The organism is Sodalis sp. RH24, from assembly GCF_047324145.1.
GTDB lineage: Bacteria > Pseudomonadota > Gammaproteobacteria > Enterobacterales > Enterobacteriaceae > Acerihabitans.
In genome coordinates this window covers 5,317,611-5,341,710 of sequence record NZ_CP178729.1, presented here as the reverse complement: position 1 = coordinate 5,341,710, position 24,100 = coordinate 5,317,611, and the positions used below count along the sequence as shown (strand labels likewise).

The 24,100-nt window shown below is 57.4% G+C and carries 18 protein-coding genes; 10 read left to right on the top strand and 8 right to left on the bottom strand.

Features of this window, described 5'->3' with window-relative positions:
• Nucleotides 1-42: 42 nt before the first annotated feature.
• Nucleotides 43-1,326, bottom strand: coding sequence for an MFS transporter (locus ACL2XG_RS24265; protein ID WP_410014253.1), 1,284 nt, complete (start codon nucleotides 1,324-1,326; stop codon nucleotides 43-45).
• Nucleotides 1,327-1,871: 545 nt separating this feature from the next.
• Here ACL2XG_RS24265 and ACL2XG_RS24260 point away from each other — a divergent pair.
• Together ACL2XG_RS24260 and ACL2XG_RS24255 are read left to right on the top strand one after the other, a co-directional pair.
• Nucleotides 1,872-2,726, top strand: a complete 855-nt coding sequence (locus ACL2XG_RS24260; RefSeq protein ID WP_413723312.1) for an oxidoreductase — start codon at nucleotides 1,872-1,874, stop codon at nucleotides 2,724-2,726.
• A gap of 165 nt (nucleotides 2,727-2,891) precedes the next feature.
• Nucleotides 2,892-4,061: an amidohydrolase gene (locus ACL2XG_RS24255; protein ID WP_410014251.1), complete on the top strand. Its 1,170-nt coding sequence runs from the start codon at nucleotides 2,892-2,894 to the stop codon at nucleotides 4,059-4,061.
• 1,749 nt (nucleotides 4,062-5,810) lie between these two features.
• Here ACL2XG_RS24255 and cbl read toward each other — a convergent pair.
• From cbl to ACL2XG_RS24235, 4 genes are all read right to left on the bottom strand, one after another.
• Nucleotides 5,811-6,767, bottom strand: a complete 957-nt coding sequence (gene cbl, locus ACL2XG_RS24250; RefSeq protein WP_410014250.1) for an HTH-type transcriptional regulator Cbl — start codon at nucleotides 6,765-6,767, stop codon at nucleotides 5,811-5,813.
• 268 nt (nucleotides 6,768-7,035) lie between these two features.
• Nucleotides 7,036-7,746 (bottom strand): aspartate/glutamate racemase family protein, encoded by a 711-nt coding sequence (locus ACL2XG_RS24245; protein ID WP_410014249.1) that lies wholly within the window; start codon nucleotides 7,744-7,746, stop codon nucleotides 7,036-7,038.
• On the bottom strand, nucleotides 7,743-8,753 hold the full coding sequence (locus ACL2XG_RS24240; RefSeq protein ID WP_413723313.1) for a D-cysteine desulfhydrase: 1,011 nt from the start codon (nucleotides 8,751-8,753) through the stop codon (nucleotides 7,743-7,745). Before ACL2XG_RS24240 ends, ACL2XG_RS24245 begins: the two co-directional genes overlap by 4 nt.
• Nucleotides 8,754-8,788: 35 nt before the next feature.
• Nucleotides 8,789-9,820, bottom strand: a complete 1,032-nt coding sequence (locus tag ACL2XG_RS24235; protein ID WP_413723314.1) for a malate/lactate/ureidoglycolate dehydrogenase — start codon at nucleotides 9,818-9,820, stop codon at nucleotides 8,789-8,791.
• Between the two features lie 292 nt (nucleotides 9,821-10,112).
• Between ACL2XG_RS24235 and ACL2XG_RS24230 the strand changes: the two genes are divergently transcribed.
• From ACL2XG_RS24230 to ACL2XG_RS24215, 4 genes are all read left to right on the top strand, one after another.
• Entirely contained in the window at nucleotides 10,113-11,117 is a 1,005-nt protein-coding gene (locus tag ACL2XG_RS24230; RefSeq protein WP_410014246.1) for an ABC transporter substrate-binding protein, read from the top strand.
• Between the two features lie 32 nt (nucleotides 11,118-11,149).
• Complete coding sequence (locus ACL2XG_RS24225) at nucleotides 11,150-12,004, top strand: ABC transporter ATP-binding protein (protein WP_413723315.1); 855 nt, start codon at nucleotides 11,150-11,152, stop codon at nucleotides 12,002-12,004.
• 40 nt (nucleotides 12,005-12,044) lie between these two features.
• Complete coding sequence (locus ACL2XG_RS24220; RefSeq protein WP_410014244.1) at nucleotides 12,045-12,911, top strand: ABC transporter permease; 867 nt, start codon at nucleotides 12,045-12,047, stop codon at nucleotides 12,909-12,911.
• 61 nt (nucleotides 12,912-12,972) lie between these two features.
• Nucleotides 12,973-14,115: an iron-containing alcohol dehydrogenase family protein gene (locus tag ACL2XG_RS24215; protein ID WP_413723316.1), complete on the top strand. Its 1,143-nt coding sequence runs from the start codon at nucleotides 12,973-12,975 to the stop codon at nucleotides 14,113-14,115.
• Here ACL2XG_RS24215 and ACL2XG_RS24210 read toward each other — a convergent pair.
• From ACL2XG_RS24210 to ompC, 3 genes are all read right to left on the bottom strand, one after another.
• Nucleotides 14,097-15,098 (bottom strand): ABC transporter substrate-binding protein, encoded by a 1,002-nt coding sequence (locus tag ACL2XG_RS24210; protein ID WP_410014242.1) that lies wholly within the window; start codon nucleotides 15,096-15,098, stop codon nucleotides 14,097-14,099. The two genes, ACL2XG_RS24215 and ACL2XG_RS24210, sit on opposite strands and share 19 nt — an antisense overlap.
• Nucleotides 15,099-15,549: 451 nt before the next feature.
• Nucleotides 15,550-16,653 (bottom strand): porin, encoded by a 1,104-nt coding sequence (locus ACL2XG_RS24205; protein WP_413723317.1) that lies wholly within the window; start codon nucleotides 16,651-16,653, stop codon nucleotides 15,550-15,552.
• A 467-nt stretch (nucleotides 16,654-17,120) separates the two neighbouring features.
• Nucleotides 17,121-18,257: a porin OmpC gene (gene ompC / locus ACL2XG_RS24200; protein WP_413723318.1), complete on the bottom strand. Its 1,137-nt coding sequence runs from the start codon at nucleotides 18,255-18,257 to the stop codon at nucleotides 17,121-17,123.
• Nucleotides 18,258-19,048: 791 nt separating this feature from the next.
• Between ompC and ACL2XG_RS24195 the strand changes: the two genes are divergently transcribed.
• Genes ACL2XG_RS24195 through rcsB form a run of 4 tightly spaced genes read left to right on the top strand, consistent with a single transcriptional unit; the run spans nucleotide 19,049 to nucleotide 24,025 of the window.
• Nucleotides 19,049-19,432 carry a DUF4186 domain-containing protein gene (locus ACL2XG_RS24195; RefSeq protein WP_413723319.1) on the top strand — a complete coding sequence of 128 codons (384 nt, stop codon included), beginning with the start codon at nucleotides 19,049-19,051 and terminating at the stop codon, nucleotides 19,430-19,432.
• A 48-nt stretch (nucleotides 19,433-19,480) separates the two neighbouring features.
• The gene (locus ACL2XG_RS24190; RefSeq protein WP_413723320.1) at nucleotides 19,481-20,632 is read left to right on the top strand and encodes an MFS transporter; all 1,152 of its coding nucleotides are present in this window, start codon (nucleotides 19,481-19,483) and stop codon (nucleotides 20,630-20,632) included.
• A 22-nt stretch (nucleotides 20,633-20,654) separates the two neighbouring features.
• Nucleotides 20,655-23,366 carry a phosphotransferase RcsD gene (gene rcsD, locus ACL2XG_RS24185; protein WP_413723321.1) on the top strand — a complete coding sequence of 904 codons (2,712 nt, stop codon included), beginning with the start codon at nucleotides 20,655-20,657 and terminating at the stop codon, nucleotides 23,364-23,366.
• 8 nt (nucleotides 23,367-23,374) lie between these two features.
• Nucleotides 23,375-24,025: a response regulator transcription factor RcsB gene (gene rcsB, locus ACL2XG_RS24180; RefSeq protein WP_331121075.1), complete on the top strand. Its 651-nt coding sequence runs from the start codon at nucleotides 23,375-23,377 to the stop codon at nucleotides 24,023-24,025.
• Nucleotides 24,026-24,100: the final 75 nt, after the last annotated feature.

Below are 24,100 nucleotides of genomic sequence, written 5' to 3'. Positions count from 1 at the left end.
GGGACGTAGGTCCGTCCCGGCATAGTGATTGTCGTTATACCGCTAGACCACAGGCGTTGGCTGCAGCGCCGTTTTATCGGGACGCCCTTTTACCACGGTCCAGACGATAATCATCGCCGTAATTTCGAATATCGACAGCATCAGGAACAGCGGCGAGAAGCCGATAATGCCCACCAGCGCGCCGACCACCAGGGTAAACAAGGTCGAACCGCCCCAGCCTATCATGCCGGTCAGGCCGTTGGCGGTGGCGACTTCATTGCGGCCGAAGAGATCCGAGGACAGCGTAATCAGCGCGCCGGAAAGCGTCTGATGGGCAAAACCGCCGAAGCACAGCATGGCGATGGCGAAATACGGGCTGTGATATAAACCGATAAGCCCGGGGCCAATCATGCACAGCGCGCCGACGGTCACCACCAGCTTGCGCGACACGATAAGCGTAACGCCGAAATGTTTCTGGAAAAAGCCCGGCATATAGCCGCCGAGAATACAGCCCACATCGGCAAACAGCAGCGGCATCCAGGCAAACATGGCGATATGCTTTAAATCAAAGCCATAGACTTTCCATAAAAATAACGGTACCCAGGCATTAATCGTGCCCCAGGCCGGCTCGGCTAAAAAGCGCGGAATAGCGATACCCCAGAATTGGCTATCCTTGAGTAATTGGCTTACCGGTACTTTTTGTGTATTGCTGCTGTGATGGCGGGATTCCTGTCCAGCATAAATATATTCCCGTTCTTCAGAGGAGATATTTTTATGTTTATCCGGGGTATTATATAATTTGTACCAACCCACCGCCCAGATTAAACTCACCCCGCCGGTTAACAAAAACGCGAAGTTCCAGCTGTGCACCATAATCGCCCAGGCCACCAGCGGCGGCGCCAGTACGCCGCCGACGGCGGCGCCGGCGTTGAACCAGCCCACGGCGACAGGACGTTCCCTGGCCGGAAACCATTCGGACGAGGCTTTAAGGCCCGCCGGGATCACCGCGGCTTCCGCCATGCCCAGCGCGCCGCGCAGGATACCCAGCGCCACCCAGCTGCCGGCGAAGGCGTGGGCCATATTCAGCACCGCCCAGGCAATGGCGAACAGCAGATAGCCCAACTTGGTGCCCAGCAGGTCCAGGATGTAGCCCGCCACGGGTTGCGTCAGGGTGTAGCAACCTTTGAATATGGCGTCGATATAGGAATATTGCTGCACGGTAAAATGCATCTCTTGCATGATGGTCGGCGCCGCCACTGCCAGCGAATTGCGCGCCAGATAGTTAAGCACGGTGGCCAGCATCACCATTCCGATCATATACCAACGTAAGTTTTTTATTATCCTCATCTTTTACCATCCCAGAGAAATGAAGTGAATATTGAGAGCGCAACTTTGATGATCACAAAAAGAAACAAAAATTCATTTAAATTGAAATACCGTTTCTATTTGACGCGGAGTATATTATCGCCTTTTAGCATTTGGCGTGATTAACCTCACAGAAACTTGAGATTAGGTTTTTTTTCAGCACTTTTTTTTAGTTTTAAAAAAATATTTTACCGGGATATGGATAAATTTTATTGGCGGACCGCCGGCGGGAAAACAAGGCTCAATAATGAAACGGCCGATAAATGATAGCTGCATTACATTATTCCGCCATGATTTAGCGGATGTTGCTTTATTGATTAACAGCACCATTACAAACCCGTCATTATCCGGTAATGATATGGACTGAACGGTTATTTATGGCGCCGGCAGAGCATGCTGGGGGACCGTTTCCCCCCGGTCAGCATCATCCGTCGGTTGCAACCCGGGCCGGGGTATTACACTATGCTAACCAGCTGCTTTGCCGCCTGTATGTAACGAGGCTCTTATCCTGAACAATCTGGAGAATAATGATGACGCAACACGAAAAACCAGTATGGTTTATTACCGGCTGCTCCACGGGTTTCGGCCGGGAACTGGCCGGCCATACCCTGTCTTTGGGTTATCCGACGGTCGTTACCGCCCGTAATCCGGACCAGGTCAACGATCTGATCGCCGGCCATGAGGATCATGCGCTGGTCTTAACCCTGGACGTCACGCGCCCGGAACAGGTGGACGCCGCCGTGAGCGCCGCGCTGGAAAAGTTCGGCCGTATCGATGTGCTGGTGAACAACGCCGGCATCGGTTATTTCGGTTCGTTCGAAGAGAGTGATATGGACGATGTGCGCCGCATGTTCGATATCAACGTCTGGGGCCTGACCGCCATGACCCGGGCCGTGCTGCCGGCCATGCGCAATCAGCGCAGCGGCACCGTGGTCAATATCTCCTCCATCGGCGGCATTACCACCTTCCCCTCGCTGAGTTTTTACCACGCCACGAAATTCGCGGTGGAAGCCTTGTCCGAGTCGCTGGCGCAGGAAGTGGAACCCTTGGGCATTAAGGTGCTGATCGTCGAGCCGGGGCCGTTTCGCACCGACTGGGCCGGCCGTTCGGCCAATGAGGCGCCGCAGACCATCGCCGACTATGCCGAAACCGCGCATGCGCGCGCCCGCGTCAGTCGCGATAACAGCGGCAAGCAGCCGGGCGATCCGGTGCGCGCCGTCAAGGCCATTGTCAAGGCGGTGGAAGCCAAGCAGCCGCCGTTGCGTTTACTGCTGGGCAACCCCGCGCTCGAAAACGCCCATAAAAAAATCAAACTCCTGCAGCGGGATTTTGATGGCTGGGCAGACGTCACCCGCGGCGCGGATTTCCCTAAAGACGAGTAACGCCCGGCTCAGCATGCAGAATAAAGGGGGCGGCGGCGGCCCCCTTCCTGCCATCAGACCCGATGGCTATGTAATATAACCGAACAGTATTTACTGCAATTTAACATTAACCGCTAAGATAATTTTTTATCCGATATTCATTATCTCACAAAAGGGTCATACCCTATGTCTGGCAATATTGCTGAAAAATTGATTAGCTGTCGACGCGAACTGCACGCCTATCCCGAATTGTCCAACCAGGAATTCGCCACAACGGAAAGGATCACCCGTTGGCTGACGGAGGCCGGCATCCGGATTTTACCGTTAGCGCTGAAGACCGGCGTGGTGGCCGAAATCGGCAAACAACCCTTTCCCCTGATCGCCCTGCGCGCGGACATCGACGCGCTGCCTATCGATGAAGTTTCCGGCGTGCCGTTCAGTTCGCGCCACGAAGGCGTTATGCACGCCTGCGGCCATGACGTCCATACTTCGGTGATGCTGGGGGCGGCGTTGTTATTAAAAGCGCGCGAAGCCACCCTGCCGGGCACGGTGCGGATATTGTTCCAGCCCGCGGAAGAAAATTTCAACGGCGCCTGCCATTTGATTGACGCCGGCGCGCTGGAGAACGTGTCGGCGGTATTCGGCATGCATAACGCGCCCGAGCTGCCGGTGGGCACCTTTGCCACCCGGCGCGGCGCGTTTTATGCCCATATCGACCGTTTCCAGATTACGGTGACCGGCAAGGGCGCCCATGCGGCCAAACCCGAGCAGGGTATTGATACCATCGTGACCGCCAGCCAGATTGTGAACGCGCTGCAAACCCTGCCGAGCCGGAATTTCAGCTCGCTGGAATCGCTGGTGGTGAGCGTGACGCGTATTCAGGGCGGCAATACCTGGAACGTGCTGCCGCAAACGGTGGAGCTGGAAGGCACCGTGCGTACGCATAATGTGAAGGTGCGTGAGAAAGTGCCGGATATTCTGACCCGGGTGATTGACGGGGTGGCCAGCGCCATGGGCGCGGAGGCGTCGCTGTCGTGGTATCCGGGGCCGCCGGCGGTGGTGAATACGCCTTTCTGGGCGGATTTCAGCCAGAGGGTGGCCGCCGACGCCGGTTATCAGGTCCAGGAAGCGGAGCTGCAAATGGGCGGCGAGGATTTTTCCCTTTATCTGCAGCAGGTACCGGGGACCTTTGTCAGCATCGGTTCGGCCAGCGAATTCGGTCTGCACCATCCGCGGTTTAATCCCGACGAGCAGGTGATTTATCCGGCGGCGGCCTATTTCGCGCGTTTGGCCGATGAGGCGCTGTCCGCGCTGCTAGTGACGCAAACCAGCGCGCAAGCGGCTTCGGTGGATTAACGCCGGGCTGGCGGCATGTTCCCTCTTTAACACGTCTGCTTTGAACCCGGCGAGGGAGGGCATGCCATGAGGCCCCGGCCGGGTGGGAAAGCCGCGACTGATTTAACCTTATAGATAGACGTGCATTCCCTATAACTTGTCGTGGGTAGATGCGGCGATCGCAGTTCTGGCGCGCTTATGCGGCCGTGGATGGGTTAGGTCGCGGCGGTGAGGTTTATGTTGCCGCGGTGGTGAGGTTTATGTTGCCGCGGTGGTAAGGTTTATGTTGCCGCGGCGGTGAGGTTTATGTTGCCGCGGCGGTGAGGTTTATGTTGCCGCGGCGGTGAGGTATATGTTGCCGCGGCGGTGAGGTTTATGTTGCCGCGGCGGTGAGGTTTATGTTGCCGCGGCGGTGAGGTTTATGTTACCTCGGCGGGGGTTTCGCTTGCCGTGCGTTCGGCGGTTATATGGAATGCCGGGCGCCGGCAAGCGACAAAGAGGCCGTACCGCGACGGCCTCCTTGACCTCCGCGCGCCCGGCAGGTCGCGCGTCGCTGCGCGATGCCTTCCGTCGCCCATGCCCCCGTGATGCACCGGCCCGGTATGCGCTCCCGGCGCAACCGGGCCTTTCGCCGCTCCCGGCGGCTCATGCCGGGGGCACTGGCGCCGTCAGCGCGCTTTATGCCGGTCCACATGTCGCTTTCGCACTGCATATTATGAAGCAACAGCGGCGCTGTTGCTTGGGACAGGGTCTGGCATCGGCATATGAGTGACCGTTAGGGAATACAACGGGTATGGAGTGCGGCTGGCACAGCAAAAAGCAAGTCATACAGGCATACAGGTATGCAGTCACGCAGTAAGACATACATCATTTAGCGTTAAGTTTTAACAGTAAGCATGACGCTTTTAGCTTTTAGCTTTTAGCTTTTAGCTTTTAGCTTTTAGCTTTTAGCTTTTAGCTTTTAGCTTTTAGCTTTTAGCTTTTAGCTTTTGGCTTTTAGCTTTTGGCTTTTGGCTTTTGGCTTTTAGCTTTTGGCTTTTAGCCATCAGACTGCAGACGTTAGCCCAAAATGGATGCTGATATTTTTCCCGGTAAGTACATGCCGCAAGAAACCCAAAAACGCTATTTTACTCACAGGCGATGGTGTTGACCTGGTGCCGGCATAGAGTGCGCCGGCGGCGCGCATCACGGCTGGATGAGCCGCCGGGAGCGGCGAAAGCCCGGATTGCGCCGGGAGCGCATATCGGGCGGTCCAAAAGCCGGGATGGGTGATGTCGGGCACCGCGCAGCGGCGCACGATCTGCCGGACGCGCGGAGGTCAAGGAGGCCGTCGCGGTACGGCCTCTTTGTCGCTTGCCGGCGCCCGGCATTCCATATAACCGCCGAACGCACGGCAAGCGAAACCCTCACCGCGGCAACATAAACCTCGCCACACGCCCCTTCGCCGCAGCAGCATAAACCTCGCCACACGCCACAAACGAAGCCTTCGCCGCAGTAGCATAAACACGCAAGCGCAACTCGCAAGCGCCCCCCCGGCCAAGGCTGGCCGCTGCAGATTTACATTCAGAAAAAAGGTTTATCTCTCTATGTCATTGCGTGCTACACACAGCAGCCAGGTGACAAGATCACCAGATCATTACCGGCCGAAACACTGAACTTGCGCGACGGTGACTCGGGCGGGCGGGAAAACCATGCCCCATTCGCCCCATAGGCACGCACTTCCCTCAACACCTTTGCGCGACGTTGACGGGCCGGGCGGTGCGCCCGGGGTTAGATTTGATAATCCAGCGCGGTCTCGAGAGCGTGAGGCGAAAGCACCTGTTCCTCGATTTCGGTCAGGGACAGCTGGGGGTTGCAAAGCTGGATAAAGCGCCAGGCATATTTGCGCTGCAGTTGGCCGCGTTTTACCCCCAACCATACGGTGCTGGCTTCGAACAGATGCTCGGCGTTGAGGCTGACCAGTCCGGTATCGCGCTCGCGATTGTAGGACATGTCCGCCAGCAGGCCGACGCCGAGTCCCAGCTCGACATAAGTTTTGATAACATCGGAATCCTGGGCGCTGAGCACCACCTCCGGCTTCAGCCCCGCGGCCTGAAAAGCCACGTCCAGCCTGGAGCGGCCGGTGATGCCGCGCCGGTAGGTAACCAGCGGATATTCGCTGAGGGTTTCCAGCGTTATGTCACCCGCCTGCGTAAGCGGGTGGCCTTCCGGTACCAGTACCGTATGGTGCCAGCTGTAATAAGGAAACGCCGCCAGTTGATCTTCGCCCATCAGCTTTTCACTGGCGATGCCCACGTCCGCTTCGCCGGATTGCAGCATGGAAACAATCTCCTCCGGGCTGCCCTGGTTCAGCACCAGGCGCACGCGCGGATACAGCGCGCGAAACTCCTTGATCACCGCCGGCAGGCTGTAGCGCGCCTGGGTATGGGTGGTAACAATGGAAAGTTCGCCTGAATCATTATTGGCAAAAACATCGGCGATGCGCCGAATATTATTGGCGTCGCTTAATATACGTTCCGCCACTACCAGCAGGGCTTTACCCGGTTCCGTCATGCCGATTAAACGTTTACCGCGGCGGATAAAAATTTCCACGCCCAGCTCTTCTTCCAGTTCACGAATATGGCGGCTGACGCCGGACTGGGAGGTAAATAACATACTGGCCACGTCAGTCAGGTTATAATTGCACCGGGCGGATTCCCGAATAATACGTAGTTGCTGAAAGTTCACGCGACGCCCCTCCTTTATCTTTAATATGGCTATATTCATACCGAGTAATAGCTAAAGGGACAAATAAGAAAAAACGGTAACTTATAGTTTTTTATACTAAGGAAAAACGCGGTAACACTTTAACGCGGGAAAATAATAAAAAGACAGGCTTAACAGTAGGTTAAATTTTATCTTTTTTGGCCGGACGCTGTCGCCCGGCTACGGCTTCGCGCGTGCGGCGGCTAAAGCAAAAATTTTTCTAAGCTTTTGCCTTTAGCCGCTAAGTCAATCAGGCGCCGTCGCGGTACGCCAGCCAATGCCGGACGGCGGCCCGGGCCAGCGCCCGGGTCGGGTCAACGCTTACCGACCGCCAGGGTGAGTCGATGGCCGCAAAGGCCGGCGGCACCTCGGTGCAGGCCAGGATCAAGCGTGCGGCGCCACGCGCCGCCAGCGCCTGCGCAAGACGAGACAACAGCTCGCCGCCGCCGCGCAGATCGCCGCGTTTTACCGCATAGCAGCCGGGCACAAACCATTCCCGCATCTCCTGCGGCAGCGGCGTCAGCGTTTCGCCGCCCAGCGCGGCGATGCGCTGCTGGAACCAGCCGGCGTCCAGCGTGCCCTGCGTGGCGATGAGCCCTATCCGTTCGCCCCGCTCCGGACGCAGGCTGTCCAGCGTGGCGTCGGCAATATGCAGCAGCGGCGCACGGCTGGCCGCCGCCAGCTCGCCATACCAGTGGTGGGCGGTATTGCAGGCGATAAGGATATGGCTGGCGCCGGCGCCGTTGAGCCGGCGCACGCCGTGCAGTAGCTGCGGCAGCGGCGACGGACCGGTGCCGGCCAGCGCCTGCTGCCGGTCGGCGACTTGCGGTACGTTCCAGGCCACCACCGGCGCATGCTGCTGATCGCTGTGCGCGGGGGTTTCCTCGATGATTTTCTGCATCAGGTCGACGGTGGCCAGCGGCCCCATCCCCCCCAGGATCCCCAGCAGGAAACGGCTCATTGCTGCGACTGCTCCAGCAATTGGCGATAGCCGAACAGTCCCGCCGAGCCGCCGGTATGGATAAAGACCACATTCTCACCCGGCTTGAACTGCCCCTGGCGAATCAGGTCGATCAACCCCGCCATACCCTTGCCGGTATAGACCGGGTCGAGCAAGATGCCCTCGAGCTGCGCCAGCAGGCGCAGGGCTTCCAGGGTACCGTCGGTGGGCAGGCCGTACCCTTCCCCCACATAATCGCTGTTGACCTTGATGCGATCGCGGGGCAGTTCGCCGCGCGCGCCAAGCAATTGCCAGGTGCGGGAGGCCAGCGCATAGACATTTTCTTCCTGTTTGGCCTTGGGGGCGCGCACGCTGATGCCCAGCACCGGAATGCCGCTGTTGCTGGCTTCCAGCCCGCTGACCAGGCCCGCCTGGGTGCCGGTGCTGCCGGTGGCGTGGACGATATGATCAATGCGCAGCCGCTGTTGGCTTGACTGGTAAAGCAGTTCCTCGGCGCAGGCCGCATAGCCCAGCGCGCCGATGGGATTGGAGCCGCCGCCCGGGATGACGTACGGCCGGTGGCCCTGGGCGCGCAGGGTGTCGGCCAGCCGTTCCATGGCCGCCTGCATATCGCTGCCGGCCGGCAGATGTTCTACGATGGCGCCGCCAAGCAGGTTATCCAGCAGGATATTGCCGGAGCGTTGGTAATCTTCGCCGAACCGGTCCACCCGCGTTTCCAGCAGAACCTGCGTTTTCAGGCCAAGTTTGGCGGCGCCGGCAATGGTCTGGCGGACATGATTGGATTGGGTCGCCCCCTGGGTTATCACCACGTCGGCCTCCTGGCGTACCGCGTCGGCCAGCAGGAATTCCAGTTTGCGCGTTTTGTTGCCGCCGCTCGCCAGGCCAGTGTTATCGTCGCGTTTGATATACAGGGTCGGACCGCCGAGGTAGCGGCTTAAATTGGGCAAGGCTTCCAACGGGGTGGGAAACTGCCCCAGGGTCAGACGGGGAAAACGGGCCAGATGCATAATATTTTTCCTGGATTGAGAGCGAGAATGAACAATCAGAGTGTCGCGGCGCTGGGGGTTGCCAGCGCCGCCAGTTGCCGCCAGCTGGTCTCATCGATAAATAGGCCCTGGCTGAGGCGTTGTTGATATTTTTCCTGCTCGGCGTCGCCGGGCAATAATAAGGCGTTGTCGTCGCGGGAGCTGCGCACCCAATCGAGCAAGCCGGCGATTTCCCGGCGATAGCTGTCGGCGCCGCCCAGTTTTTCCGGGTCGATAACGATCGACAGCATGCTGTTGAGGATGCGCTGCTTATCCCGGTTGTCATGGCGCTCGGTCATGCCGCCGGTCAGCGCCGCGCCGAGGAGCGAGCAAACCACCGACAGGCCCGACCCTTTATGCTGGCCGAACGGCAGCAGCGCGCCGAAAGGCTCGGTCATCAGCCAGCGCGGGTCGACGGCGGGCTGCCCTTTATCATCGACGATGCATCCCGGCGCCAACGGCTGGCCGGCATTCCAGGCCAGCCGCGCCTTATTGCCGGCGATAATGCTGGTGGCGAAATCTAGGATCAGCGGATGCCCCCCCGCCACCGGAATGCCGACGCAAAACGGGTTGGTGCCCAAGCGCGGCTGCACCCCCTGCCAGGGCATCACCGGCGAACGGCTGTTGACATTGGCAAAGTGGATGGAGACCAGCCCGGCCTGCGCCGCCTGTTCCGCCCAGGCGCCGATGCGTCCCAGATGGTGGGCGTCGGCCAGGCCGATAACCGCGACACCGTATTCCCCGGCGCGCCGTATGCCGGCATCCATGGCCTGGCGCCCCACCACCTGGCCGAACCCCTGGCCGCCGTTGAAAGACAGCACGGCGCCCGCGTCAAGGGTGACGGTGGCGCGGGCATCGGGATGCAGTCCGCCTTCGGCGATGGCGGCGATATAGCGCGGCAACATGGTCACGCCGTGGGAGTCATGCCCTTTCAGGCAGGCGTCCACCAGATTATCCGCCACCATGGCGGCCACGTCAGGCGCGACCTTGATATCCGTCAGCCGGGCGGCGACATAGTCGCGCAAAAAGGAATGCTGGAAAAGCGGCACGTTATATTCTCCTGGCGTTGCACGGCGCCCTGTTTATTGCCATGAACATCATGCTTAATCGTTGCCGCCACTATATCGCCGAAGAACTTTCCACCCAAAGACAACAATTAACTATCGATAGACGTAAAATGACTTTAGGTTATTATCGTTTATTGCCATTAATGCACTAAGCAAAGTTAAATAACGCATAAACATCTGCTTCTAATTTATTCCAAAAAACGATTTAACAATTATCACCGCATCACTTTATGATGGCGGGAATCATTTTCTTCTCTATTCTGGGATAACATTAATGAATGTTTTGTTCAAAGGTATCGGCATCATTGCCGCCTGCGGTATTTTCCTGGGCAGCGTCCCGGCGCGGGCGGAAGGCACCATCAGCATCGCGCAGCAGTTCGGCATCGGCTATCTGATCCTTGATGTGGTGCGCGACCAGCAGCTGATTGAAAAGCACGGCAAAGAGCAGGGCCTGGATATCAAAGTGGACTGGCACAGCATTTCCGGCGCCACGGCGATGAACGAAGCGTTGCTGACCGGCGCGCTGGACGTGGCCTCCGCCGGGGTGCCGCCGGCGCTGACCGTTTGGGACCGCACCCGCGGCAAACAGAATGTCAAGGCGGTGGCCGCTCTCGGCTCCATGCCCAATTACCTGCTGAGCAATAATCCGGCGGTGAAAAGCGTCAGCGACCTGAGCGATAAAGACCGGATCGCCGTCCCCGCCGCCGGGGTAGGGTTTCAATCCCGCACCCTGCAAATTGAAACCGCGCGCCTGTTCGGCAACGCGGAATATAAAAAATACGACAGCATTACCCTGAGCCTGCCGCATCCCGACGCGACCAGCGCGCTTATCTCGGGCGGCGCGGAAATTACCGCGCATTTTTCCAGCCCGCCGTTTCAGTACCAGGCGCTGGAACATGCCAATATCCACAAAATACTGAGCTCCTACGATGTGCTGGGCGGCAAAGGCACGTTTAACCTGCTGTACGCCACCGAAAAATTCCATGACGAAAACCCGAAAACCTATAAGGCGTTTTTTGACGCCCTGGCCGAGGCGGAGCAGATCATCAAAGCCGATAAAAACGCGGCGGCCAAGACCTATATTCGCGTAGAGCAATCCCATCTGCCGCTGGAGCTTATCGAGAAAATTGTCAACGATCCGGAAAATGACTTTACCATCGCGCCGCAGAAAACCTTTGTCTACGCGGAAAAACTGCATGAACTCGGCATCCTGAAAAACAGCGCCGGCTCGTGGAAGGATTACTTCTTCCCCGAAGCCTACGCCCTGCCCGGCAGTTGAATCCGGGCTTCCGGTTAAAAGGAAAACGCACCATGACATTACATATCCAGCAGGCTCCGGATAACGCGCCGCTGTTGCGGGTAGGCGCTTTGAACCTGGAATACCGCACGCGCCAGCGCGTGGTGCGGGCCACCCATGATGTCAGTTTTGATGTCTTCCCGGCCGATCGTTTTGTGTTGCTGGGGCCGTCGGGCTGCGGCAAATCGAGCCTGCTGAAAGCCGTGGGGGGTTTTTTGCCCGCGGTCGGCGGCAGCATTCTGCTGGACGGCGAACGCGTCACGCAGCCCGGGCCGGACCGGCTAATGGTGTTTCAGGAGTTCGATCAGCTGCCGCCCTGGAAAACCGTGCTGGAAAACGTCATGTTCCCGCTGCTGGCGAGCGGCAAGGCCCGGCGGCCCGAAGCCCGTGAACGCGCCGGGTATTTTCTCGACAAGGTGGGGCTGACGGCGTTTGCCGATGCTTATCCCCATACCCTGTCGGGCGGCATGAAACAACGGGTCGCCATCGCCCGGGCGCTGGCGATGGAGCCGAAGGTACTGCTGATGGACGAACCTTTCGCCGCCCTCGACGCCCTGACCAGGCGCAAAATGCAGGAGGAATTGCTGGCGCTGTGGGAAGAGGTGCGCTTTACCCTGCTGTTTGTTACCCATTCCATTGAGGAAGCGCTGGTGGTCGGCAGCCGCATCCTGCTGCTGTCGCCCCATCCAGGACGGGTGCGCGCGGAGATGAACAGCCATCAGTTCGGCATCAACGACTTCGGCGGCAGCGATTTCCAGCAGGCCGCGCGCCGCATCCACGACCTGTTATTCAGCGATCCGGCGGCGTCCCAGACCGATCGCGCGGTCGCGGACAAACCACGGTTTAAAGTGGTCGGCGGCGCGCGATGATCATTTTTAGCCCTAAGCCATACCGTCAGGAAGCGTTGCCATGACCAAAAATCCTCCGATACGCCCCGAATATCAGCGGGATCTGCCGCCGATAGCCGAACTGAGCCTGGCTACGCCGCTGCCCTGGTCGACACGGCTGTGGAATCTTACCTGGCTGCGCAAAACGGCCATCCTGCTGGTGCTGATAGCGCTGTGGGAAATCGCCGCCCGGTGGCAAAACAACGATCTGCTGCTGCCCGGCTTTATCCAGACCTTTACCGCCTTTACCCAGGATATGGCCAGCGGCGAACTGCCGGCCAAGATCGGCCTGTCGCTGGGCACCCTGATCAAGGGCTACGCCATCGGCACCCTGCTTGCGCTGGCGTTAAGCTCCCTGGCGGTATCGACCCGTCTCGGCCGGGATATATTAAGCACCCTGACCTCGATGTTTAATCCTTTGCCCGCCATCGCGCTGCTGCCGCTGGCGCTGCTGTGGTTCGGCCTGGGGGAAAACAGCCTGATTTTCGTGCTGGTGCATTCAGTGATGTGGCCGATGGCGGTGAATACCTATACCGGTTTCCTCGGGGTCTCCGATACGCTGCGCATGACCGGCCGCAATTACGGACTGCGCGGCCTGCGCTACGTCTGGCATATCCTGATTCCCGCCGCCCTGCCCTCGATTCTGTCCGGCCTGAAAATCGGCTGGGCTTTTGCCTGGCGCACCCTGATTGCCGCCGAGCTGGTGTTCGGCGCGTCGAGCGGCAAGGGCGGGCTGGGCTGGTATATTTTCCAGAACCGCAACGAACTCTTTACCGATCGGGTTTTTGCCGGGCTGATTTCGGTGATCATTATCGGCTTACTGGTGGAAGGCCTGATTTTCACCACCCTCGAGCGCGTCACCGTCAAGCGCTGGGGCATGCAGAAATAGCGCGGGGCATCCGCCCTATAAACCCACGCCGGCCGGGCCGGCTGGCAAGGAGAGACATATCGTGATTGTGGTTAAAGCACCCCAGAATTACCTTAACGAAGCCGGACTGATTAACCGCATCGGCGACTACGTCGCGCCAATAACGCGCGAACGGGTGATGATCATTACCAGCCCGCGCGCCTGGCAGGCAACGCAGCCGGCGCTGGAAGCCAGCTTCAGCGCCCACGGCATCGGTTTCCAGCGCTATTTTTTACAGGGCGAATGTACCCGCGCCACTATCGCCGCCTTCAGCGCCCAGGCGCAGGCGCAGGACATCAGGCTGGTTATCGGCGTCGGCGGCGGTAAAGTGCTGGACACAGCCAAGGGTATCGCCGAATCCTGCGGACAACTGCCGCTTATCACCGTGCCCACCATTGCCGCCACATGCGCCGCCTGGTCGCCGATTTCGGTGCTATACACCGAGGCCGGCGGCCATCTGAACTCCATGCCGTTGCAGCGCACCCCGGAATGGGTGCTGGTGGACAGCGCGATTATCGCCGCCACGCCGGTGCGCTACCTGAAGGCCGGTATTGTGGACGCGCTGGCCAAATGGTATGAGTTCGAGCCTTACCTGCGTCGGGACGACAGCAGCCTGTCGCTGGTGCTCAAGGCGCAGGCGGCAAAACTGGCGCTGGATATATTTGAGCAGTCGGGCGCGCAGGCGCTGGCCGATAATGAGGCCGGCCTGGCCACGCCGGTGCTGGCCAGGGTATTGGACGGGGTGATTGCCCTGGCCGGCATGGCCAACAGCATGCGCGATGAAATTCCCCGTATCGGCGTCGCCCACGCCGTGCACAACAGCATGACCTACCATCCCGATCTGCACGGATTTTTGCATGGCGAACTGGTGGGATTCGGGCTGGTGGTACAGTCCTATCTGGACGACGACCGGCCGGACAGCCTGGCGGCGCAGGCCCATTTATTGCAGTTGCTGACGCTGTTTTCCACGCCTATCACCCTGCGGCAGCTGGGCATCACCGACGCGATTGACCAGCGCATTAAACAGATTGCGCTGGGGGTGAAAATTTCGGCGGACAACGCCGCGCGGCTGCCCTTTGCGCTGGGGACGGAGCGCATCGAGCGGGCGCTGGCCAAAACCGCCGGCGGGGACGCGCCGCGCGACGGGGTTGCCTCGCCGAAGCCGGCTTATTCCTGCGGCAGGTAGTCGTTGGTATAGTACTGAGCGGCGGGCAGCGTCTGCTTGACAATGCCAAGGCTGGTAACGGCGCCCAGCAGCGCGCTCCAGGCGCTATCGTCCAGCCTGAGCTGGTCCTTGCCCGGTTTGCCCAGTATTGCCATAGTGTCCTGCCACTGCTGTTTCACGAAGGCGGGATCATAGGCTTTACTGTACTGGGCGGCAAAAGCCGCCGTGCCTTCGTCGGGGTGCTCGATGGCATAACGGATGCTTTTGGCGGTGGCACGCATAAAGGCCTTGGCCAGCTGCGGATTCTTATTAAGCCACTGCTGGTTGCCGGCGAACATAAAGATCGGCGTATCGGGCACGCCGTGCGCCGTAGCCGCCAGGTACTCCGGCTTTTTGCCGGTGGTGACGGCTATTTCCGTCCCTTCGGCGTTGGTGATGCCGGTGGTGGCGTCCACCCGGTTTTGCAGCAGCAGCGGCACGGTATCATCCGCGGCGGCAACCATCTGCACGTCGTCAAGCGTCATGCCGGCGCTTTTCAACATCAGCGACAGCTGCGCCTTGGTCCAGGCGTCATTATAGATGCCGATTTTTTTACCCTTCAGTTCAGCGACGGTTACCGGCTTACCCTGCGGCGTAAAAATCCCCCAGTTATTGCCGCTGCCGTAACGGCCGATGGCGATGACCGGGGCGCCTTGCTCCTTGGCGAAAATGATGTCCATCACCGTGGTAAACGCCACGTCGGCACGGCCGGTGCCGAGAAATTTCATGGTATCGGCCACCGTGGGCGGCGCGACGATATTCAGGTCAATCCCCTCTTCCAGATAAAAACCCTTGGCTTTACCCAGCGTCCAGGGGATCCAAAAGCCGTCCGCCACCGGCCATTCCTGGACAAAGGTCACTTTGGCCGGCGCCTGGGCGGCCTGGACGGAAAAAGCGGTGACCGACAGCGCCAGCACGGCGGCCGCGCCTAACGCCGCATGACGAAATAATGCAGATAATGTCATAAATCATTTCCCTTAAGCCATGATGGGCAAGTGATAACCGATCCCCGAGGGGGCAGGCAGGCACGGGCAGGTAATCCGGAATCAGCCGCGCCATCTATGTAGAATAGTGGAAGCGAAACAGTATTGTTGTTGTTTTTTCAGCTGTTATACAGAATGCTCTGATGGCGGCCCAGGGTAAATTCCCGCAAAATCGCTTTTTGTAAGTGTAATAGAGGGCAAAGACAATGCAGAATTTGATTCTCATCGCCGTATTGCTCGGCATTGCGATATTTTCATTGGTTATGGCAGTTAAAGATACGCGGAAGAAATCGCTGATTCGCCAGCGGCACCGTTAGCGCCTGGCCATGGCGGGCCTCAGCGCCCCTGAGTCCGCCCACAGGCGGAACGCGGGCAGGACAGGCAGCCTGCCGTCCTGCCGCCGCTCCGGCGGGCGTTGCCAACCCAGCCTTGCTCAGAACTGATACGTCAGCCCCGCCGCAACGATATTCCCCCGATGAATTTCAGCTTCCTGAGTAAAGGTATTGCCGCCCAGCAGGTTGATTTTATAATCAATATGGGTCGCCAAATTCTTGTTGAAATTATAGGTGGCGCCGATATCGATAAACTTTTGCAGATCCTGGCGCCCGTATTTTTCAATATTGCGCCCCGTGGTCCAGAGATAGGCCAGCGACGGCGTAAGACCGAAATCAAACATATACTGCGCCACCATTTCCAGAGTTTGCGCCTTATGCGCAAAGCCGCTGACTTTTTTATCATCCTTGAATTCGCCGAACCGCACCAGATTATAGCTTTGGGTATACATCACCGCCAGGTACAGGTTTTTGTCGTCATATTTGAGTGCACCCGAATAGGCGTTAACCCTGCCGTCGCCGCCGCCATAGGCCAGTTTCCTCTGGCCTTCGGTGCGGCTGGCGCTGCTGAACGCGCCGGCGGCGCTTAAACCCCGGCCCAAATCATAGCCCAGGGACATGCCATAACCATTGCCGTTGGCCGCGCCGCGGCCGCGGCCCTCGCCTTTCTTTTTGCCGGCGGCGTTGGCGCCCTGGTATTGCAGCGCGACGTCAAGCCCGTCCACCAGGCCGAAGAAGCCCGTATTACGGTAGGTGGCCAGGTTGCTCGCCCGCTGGGCGAGATAACCGTCGGCCTGGAAAAAGCCGCCAAACTCCGGCAGCTTATCGGTGTAGGAAAGTACATCGTACAGGACGCCCCAGTTGCGACCGTAATCGAACGAGCCATAATCGCCGTACTTCAGCCCCACGAAACCCAAACGGGTGGTGCTGTCCCGTGATTCGTCCTTTTCACCCCGGGCCAGTTGCGCCTGGTATTGCCATTCGGCATAACCGGTAAGCAGATCGTTGACCTGGGTTTCACCGCGAAAACCGAAGCGCATATATGATTCATCACTATCGGAACTATTATTTTTAAAATAATGCACTCCAGCCAAAGTACCGTTTAAATGCAGCTTCTGACCGTCCCGATTGTAGATCTCGGCTGCGCCCGCCGCGCCGGTAAAAACTAATGCCGGCATCAGGGCATAATTAAGACGTAGTTTCATTATAATATCCTCGGTGTATAAAATTATTGCAGCACTGCCAGATAAATAATCCTGTTTTCGGCAGGAAAAAATGATCCGCTAAAAAAATGGATTTTGACATGAGCCGCGATAATACCTAATCGAATTTTGCTATTCAACCACAGGAAATGGATATTAAAGCAGCAATATAAATAGAGGATAAATGAGAGTGGGTTTTTATTTATTGACCAATACGGGATAAATATTTTTAAAATTAATTTTTAATTCGTTAAATATCAAATAGTTAAAATAATATCATATTTTTTGTGTTCGAATCAAACAGCGCGCAAAAAGCAATTAAATTATTCTATTATCGAGCTAATATATTTCTATATCTCTGTTTTTCACATCGCGGCCAATGTGCGTTGTTTATGATTTATTTAACTCAACCGCCGGAATAATGCCCAATAACGGGAAAGGGCGCGCCCGCCCCCTTTCCCGCACGCTGTTTAGAATTGATACACCAGGCCTACCGCCACCACATCGTCGGTATTAATGCCGGCGGCATCGGTAAAGTTATTGTCGTCCATCAAATTGATCTTGTAATCAACATAGGTGGACATATTTTTATTAAAGTAATAACTGGCGCCCAGGTCGACAAACTTCACCAAATCTTCGTTTTGATAGGTATTGTTGTCGCCGGCGCGGCCAAGATCCTTGCCCCGGGTCTGGTTATAGCCCACGAACGGCACCAGTCCGAAATCAAACTTATAATCCGCGTAGGCTTCGAAGCTTTGCGCCTTGTTGGCGTAGCCGTACACGCTTGAGTCGCTGGAACCGAAAGGCGCCGCGTTATACGACTGGGTAAACATGACCGCCACGTAAACCTGGTTGGCATCGTATTTCAACCCGCCCGAGTAGCCTTCCGCGTGGTCCCCGCGTCCCATAATGGTGTTGTAGTTGCGCGCGCCGTTCTGGTCGTCGGTACGCTTCGAGTTAAAAAAGGCCCCCGCGGCGCTGACGCCCATGCCGAGATCATAGCTTAGGGACATGCCGTAGCCTTCGCCGTTTTGTCCCAATACATCGCGCCCGTTTGCCGATTCTTCCGGGTCGGCATTCTTGCCCTGATACTGCAGGGCGAATTTCAGGCCATCCACCAGGCCAAAGAAGTTGTTATTGCGATAGGTCGCCACGCCGCTGGTGCGCTGGAACATAAATTGATCGGCGCCGTAGGTGGAACCGTCAAACTCAGGCTGCAAATCGGTAAAGGCGGCGACATCGTACAGCACACCGTCATTACGGCCATAGTCGAACGAGCCGTAGTCGCCGAATTTCACCCCGGCGAAACCATAGCGGGTGTGGTCGCCGTCGGTAGAATCGCTGCCCTCGGTATTGTTGGCCTTGATTTCGTATTCCCACTGGCCGTAGCCGGTGAGCTGGTCGTTGATCTGCGTTTCGCCTTTGAAGCCGATACGGGTGTAGGTTTTGTCGCCGTCGTTGCCATCATTATCGGAAAAGTAGTGTAAACCATGCAGTGAGCCGTACAGATCCAGTTTATTGCCGTCTTTATTGTAGATTTCTGCCGCGCCGGCCGAACCGGCGGCCAGCAATGCGGGTATGAGCAGGGAGAGAACGTGAAGTTTCATTCTTTTATCCTCAATTATTTATTATCTTTGGCCACCATTGTTTTGGGTGCTTACAGGATTTATTACGCCTCGATAAGCCATTTCATTTTGCGTTAAATGCATTTTTATACTAGCGATAAAATGATACCAAGTGGCTTACAATGTTTCAAAATGCAAGCTTTATATTTAGTCATGTTTCCCCAAGGGAACTTATCCCATTTTCACCCGTCATCCGGCGGCGTTCCCCAGATGAAAATGTCTACAAAACATTTATTTTATCGATTAATATCAATAGGATAAAACCATCAGTCATTAATAGCACTTTCTGGCAAAAAATGAATTTATTTTTAACTAATATTATCTACGCTATCATCATTAATTTTCATTGTTACTCTCATCACTGATGTTTTTTCCCTCGCCGGTTAGAAGACCGGCTTTTTTTTTGGCGCATCGTGAAAATATTAACATTTATTAATAAATGTTAGAAAATAAATCGTTATTGCCGCCCGACATCATTTTTACCTAAAGTTCTTTTTATAAACATCAATTTAATTATCGGGTAATTTATTATTCATCCGCTATAACATGAAAAGGAATATAAAAAAATACGATATTGATCACATTAAAAATCATTTATTTTTACCGCGCCCCCCACCGGCGTACCCTCCCCGGGCACGCGTCCCCGCCGCCTCAGCCGGCCCCGCCTTGCAAGGCGTACTTCGTTATCCGGCGCTGGGCATGCTACACTTTATGCCGTCATTTTCCCGGATACCGGGGATTTACGGCCACACCGCAGGACAGCAAGGGGCACCATGGGACAAGATCAGAATTTCGACATCCTTTGGGAGCGCTTACAGCGCTCCGCTTTCCGGTCAACATTCCGGCTTAATGAAAAAGACCTTACCTACCTGCATAATAAAGGTATGGCGGTGGTGCTTGCCCATGCGCGTGATTTTATCGCCGCCCGGCTGGCGCCGGCGCTCCCGACCAAAGACGGCAAGCAAACGCCCTGGCGTGGCCATCCGGTATTTGTCGCCCAGCACGCCACCGCCACCTGCTGCCGGGGATGCCTGGAAAAATGGCACGGCATCGCGAAAGGACAGGCGCTGAGCGCCGCGCAACAAGACTATATCGTACAGGTGATCGCGCTGTGGCTTGAGCGTCGGGGCGGCGACAGCGGCGGCGGCCGTGCATAACGGCGCCGCTTTACTCTTTGATTCCAGGCAGGATATGCGGAAAGCTTCATGACCACGACTTATAATACGCAGCAACACATCGGCCTGCCGGTACGTATCGCCACGCGGATCGTTTTTTTTATCGCCGGCTTCGGCATGTCGGCCTGGGCGCCGCTGGTTCCCTTCGCCAAGCTGCGCCTGGATATTGATGACGCCGCCCTCGGCATGCTGCTGCTGTGCCTGGGCATCGGTTCGCTGCTGGCCATGCCGCTGGCGGCGCCGCTGGCCGCCAGGCTCGGCTGCCGGCGGATGATTACCGGCGCCGGCGTATTGCTTTGCCTGACGCTGCCGGCCCTGGCGCTGGCGGCCGCCCCGGTATCCCTTGGCGTCGCCCTGTTGCTGTTCGGCGCGGCGCTCGGCGCCATGGACATCAGCATGAATATCCAGGCGGTGACGGTGGAAAAAGCCAGCGGCCGGGCCATGATGTCGGGATTTCACGGTTTTTTCAGCATCGGCGGCATTGCCGGCGCCGGTCTGGTCAGTATTCTGCTGTGGCTTGGATGTACGCCGTTCTGGTCGATTGCCGTCGCCGACCTGGCGATTGTGGCCTTGCTGCTGTACGCCGCGGGAGACCTGCTGGCGCAACCGCAGGAAAACGATCCCGGCCCGCTGTTCGTACGCCCGCGCGGTAAAGTGCTGTTTATCGGAATGCTCTGTTTTATCCTGTTCCTGGCCGAAGGCGCGATGCTGGACTGGAGCGCCTTGTTCCTGACCGTCGAGCGTGGGCTTGACAGCGCCAGGGGCGGCCTGGGCTATGTCTTGTTCTCCATCGCCATGACCGTTGGGCGCCTGAACGGCGACCGGCTTATCAACGCCATCGGCCGGTTCCGCACCCTGGCGGCCGGCAGCCTGTGCGCCTCCGCCGGGCTGTGGCTGGCCATTTTCATCGATCAGCCGCTGGTGACGCTGTTGGGTTTTATGCTGGTGGGACTGGGCGCCGCCAACCTGGTGCCGCTGCTGTTCAGCGTCGTGGGCACCCAAACGGATATGCCGCCTAATCTTGCCCTGGCGGCCATTTCCGGCGTCGGTTACGCCGGTATCCTGGCCGGCCCGGCGCTGATCGGCTTTATTGCCCATTTGACCAGCCTGTTCACCGCGTTCGGCTGCGTCGCATTGTTACTTCTGGTGGTTACCCTGAGCGCGCGCCGGGTGACCCGATAAAGAAAGCCGGTGATAAAAAAATATGCAAATCAAGAACCTGACCCTGACACCGGCCGCGCTCACCCGCGGCCTGGTGGTGTTTATTTTATTATTGCTGCTGTCGTTATGGCTGTTTGGCCTGCATGCCGTTAATGCCTATATCATTGAAAAAAAGCACAGCATGACCACCATCACCGTGGCGCTGCAAAAACGCATCGATACCTACCGTTTCGTGGCGGATCGCCTCTATGAGCAATCCACCGGTACTGGCCCGGTCGACATGACGCTTGGGAATATTCACGAAACCCGCCTGCGTCCCGATGTGTTCTACATTGAAAAACCCCATCGAAAAACCGACGGACTGATCTTTGGCGCCCATGAAAGCGCCACCCTGGCCACGGCGGTGAAGATGTCGGATTACCTGGACGTGCTGTGGGGCGGCGAGAGCAATAACTACTCTTTATTTTATCTCAACGGCGTCGACAACAGCCTGACGCTGATTTCCACGCAGCCGCTGCGGGATATTGCGCCGCGTTTCGAAGACAGCTTTATCAGCGCCCTGGTAAAATCCCGTCGGGCCGAAATGCTGCAGCAGGCTAATATCCTTGATGAACGCGAAAGTTTTTCGCCGCTGCGCAAATACCGTTTCCAGAACGACTACTACTTTACTCACCGGATCATCATCAACCAGCCGGGGCATCTGGCCACCATCGTCGCCTTCGATCTGCCGGTCAGCGATGTGATCCCGCTGAACATGGCGCGGGCCAATTTCTCCCTGGTCGGCGCCGGCGCGGCCAATGACGACGAGGAAGACGAGCAGGACAACGCGCAGCCGGCAACCAGCGTGATAACCGGGTCGGCGCTCGCCATCACCGCCCGGTTTAGCAATGCGCCGCTGAATCTGGTGTACCGCGTGCCGCTGGGCGGCCTGATCCTTGATCTGCTGCGCAATAATATCTGGCCGGTTGCCATTGAGCTGCTGATGATCGCCCTCTCGTTGCTGGGCGTTTACCTGGTGCGCCAGCATTTCCTGCGCCCGCGCGCGAATATGGCGCACGATTTGAAATCCCACCGTATCCTAAGCGAGGAAGTGATAGCCAATCTGCCCCTGGGGCTGCTGGTGTACGATTTCAGCGATAACACCCTGGTCGCCAGCAATAAGATCGGCGATCATCTGCTGCCCCATCTCAGCCTGCAAAAAATCGCCAACCTGGCCGAAAGCCACCAGGGCATCATCCAGGCGACGGTCAATAACGAAGTGTATGAAATCCGCATGTTCAAAAGCCAGCTTTCCCCGGAGACCTATCTGTTCCAACTGCTGGATCACGATAAAGAAGTGCTGGTGAATAAAAGGCTGCAGCAGGCGCAGCAGGAGCTGGCGAAAAACCACCAGGCGCGGCGCGCCATTCTCACCAACTTCCAGAATGAGTTAAGCCGCCCGCTGATGGTGATAAATGAATTAACCGATGCCCTGGAGCACGCCGCGACCGACGAGGATCGCAAGCGTTGCCTGGCGGGCCTGAAATGCGAGTCCTCGCGCCTGGCCGCGCTGTTTGATAACCTGCGCCTGCTGACGGCGCTGGAAATTAAGGACTGGCAGCCGAATCCGGCGGACTTTTCGCTGGCGGAACTTATCGACGCCCTGTTGGTGGAGCGTTTGCCCGCCGTGGCGCAAAAAGGGCTGACCCTGTATCACCACTACCATTTGCCTTTAAACCAGCGGCACTGGGGCGACGCGCTGGCGGTGAAAAAAATCATTTCGCTGCTGCTGGATTACAGCATTATCAGCACCCAGTACGGCAAAATCGTCTTATCCGTGGATCAGGACCCGTCCCGCCCCGATATCTTGCTGTGCACCATCAGCGATACCGGCAGCGGCATCAGCGCCGAAGAGCTGGCGAACCTGCACCAGCCCTTTGTCAGCCGGGCGCGCGAAGATCATTACCAGCGCGGGTCGGCCCTGACCTGGTTCCTGTGCTCGAAGCTGTGTAAACAGCTGGGCGGCGGCCTGGATATCCATAGCAAGGCCGATATCGGCACCCGCTACCGGGTCAGGCTGCAGCTGCCGCCGGCGGCCGGCGGCGAGGACGCGGATGAACAGGAAAAGATCCTGGAGGATACGCAGGTACTGCTGGATATCGCCAATGAGGAAGTCCGCGCCATCGTCAACGCCATGGTGACCCAGTGGGGGGGGAAATGTCTGTATCCCGATGAGCACCATCTGGTCCAGGAGCATGACCTGCTGCTGACCGACGATAGCAATCGCCTGGAGGATTTCGCCATTTTGCTGCACGGCGGCGAACCGGCGATTACCTCGCTTTCGCCGTACCGTCTGCGGGTTAATTATAATCTGAGCAGTCCGCTGCTGGACGCAATGCTACAATTGATGGAGCTGAGGCTGGCCCAGGCGGATAGCGGCAGGGACATGGATACGACGCCTGGGAACCAGGAGAACGCGGCCCTGGAACAGCTCTTTTCGAGCGGCTATTTTCCGCTATTCGTCGATACAGTACCCGATGACGTCAAGAGGCTGTATACTGAAGCCGAGAGCGGCGACCTGAGCGCTCTGGCCCAGACCGCGCACCGCCTCAAAGGCGTCTTTGCCATGCTGAACCTGGTTCCGGGCAAGGTGTTATGTGAAACCCTGGAACAACATATAAAACAAGCTACTATGCAAAATGATAATACAAAAATCGGCAACGATATCCACCAAATTGATGCTTTTGTTATTAAACTGCTACAGCATGCAAGGTAGTCAACATTATGAATAATCTGAACGTCATCATTGCCGATGACCATCCCATCGTCCTGTTTGGCATTCGCAAATCCCTGGAATCCATCGAGTGGGTTAAAGTTGTCGGTGAATTCGAAGACTCCACCTCGTTAATCAACAGCCTGAGCAAGCTGGACGCCAACGTCCTGGTGACCGATCTCTCGATGCCCGGCGAGAAATACGGCGACGGCATCACCCTTATTAAATATATCAAACGCCACTACCCGCACCTGGCGATTATCGTGCTGACCATGAATAACAACCCGGCCATTTTAAGCGCGGTGCTGGAACTGGATATCGACGGTATCGTCCTTAAGCAGGGGGCGCCCACCGACCTGCCCAAGGCGTTGGCCTCGCTGCAAAAGGGTAAAAAATATACTCCCGACAGCGTGGCGAAACTGCTTGAGCGCATCAGCGCCGGCGGCTATGGCGATAAGCGCCTTTCCCCAAAAGAGAGTGAAGTGCTGCGGCTGTTCGCCGAGGGATTCCTGGTCACGGAAATCGCCAAAAAGCTCAACCGCAGCATCAAGACCATCAGCAGCCAGAAAAAATCAGCCATGCTGAAGTTGGGCGTGGAAAATGATATCGCCCTGCTTAATTACCTGTCGTCAGTCAGTATGGCGCCGGTGGACAAAGAGTAACGCCCCTCTTGCCGCAACGGGCGGCGTCCTACGCCGCCCGTCCGATATGCCGACGTTCCCCGCGACCTTGTGCTT

Bases quoted from the DNA above. Each gene is read 5' to 3' on its own strand.
- ACL2XG_RS24265 (WP_410014253.1), bottom strand. From the start codon at position 1,326: ATGAGGATAATAAAAAACTTACGTTGGTATATGATCGGAATGGTGATG.
- ACL2XG_RS24260 (WP_413723312.1), top strand. From the start codon at position 1,872: ATGATGACGCAACACGAAAAACCAGTATGGTTTATTACCGGCTGCTCC.
- ACL2XG_RS24255 (WP_410014251.1), top strand. From the start codon at position 2,892: ATGTCTGGCAATATTGCTGAAAAATTGATTAGCTGTCGACGCGAACTG.
- ACL2XG_RS24245 (WP_410014249.1), bottom strand. From the start codon at position 7,746: ATGAGCCGTTTCCTGCTGGGGATCCTGGGGGGGATGGGGCCGCTGGCC.
- ACL2XG_RS24240 (WP_413723313.1), bottom strand. From the start codon at position 8,753: ATGCATCTGGCCCGTTTTCCCCGTCTGACCCTGGGGCAGTTTCCCACC.
- ACL2XG_RS24230 (WP_410014246.1), top strand. From the start codon at position 10,113: ATGAATGTTTTGTTCAAAGGTATCGGCATCATTGCCGCCTGCGGTATT.
- ACL2XG_RS24225 (WP_413723315.1), top strand. From the start codon at position 11,150: ATGACATTACATATCCAGCAGGCTCCGGATAACGCGCCGCTGTTGCGG.
- ACL2XG_RS24220 (WP_410014244.1), top strand. From the start codon at position 12,045: ATGACCAAAAATCCTCCGATACGCCCCGAATATCAGCGGGATCTGCCG.
- ACL2XG_RS24210 (WP_410014242.1), bottom strand. From the start codon at position 15,098: ATGACATTATCTGCATTATTTCGTCATGCGGCGTTAGGCGCGGCCGCC.
- ACL2XG_RS24205 (WP_413723317.1), bottom strand. From the start codon at position 16,653: ATGAAACTACGTCTTAATTATGCCCTGATGCCGGCATTAGTTTTTACC.
- ompC (WP_413723318.1), bottom strand. From the start codon at position 18,257: ATGAAACTTCACGTTCTCTCCCTGCTCATACCCGCATTGCTGGCCGCC.
- ACL2XG_RS24195 (WP_413723319.1), top strand. From the start codon at position 19,049: ATGGGACAAGATCAGAATTTCGACATCCTTTGGGAGCGCTTACAGCGC.
- ACL2XG_RS24190 (WP_413723320.1), top strand. From the start codon at position 19,481: ATGACCACGACTTATAATACGCAGCAACACATCGGCCTGCCGGTACGT.
- rcsD (WP_413723321.1), top strand. From the start codon at position 20,655: ATGCAAATCAAGAACCTGACCCTGACACCGGCCGCGCTCACCCGCGGC.
- rcsB (WP_331121075.1), top strand. From the start codon at position 23,375: ATGAATAATCTGAACGTCATCATTGCCGATGACCATCCCATCGTCCTG.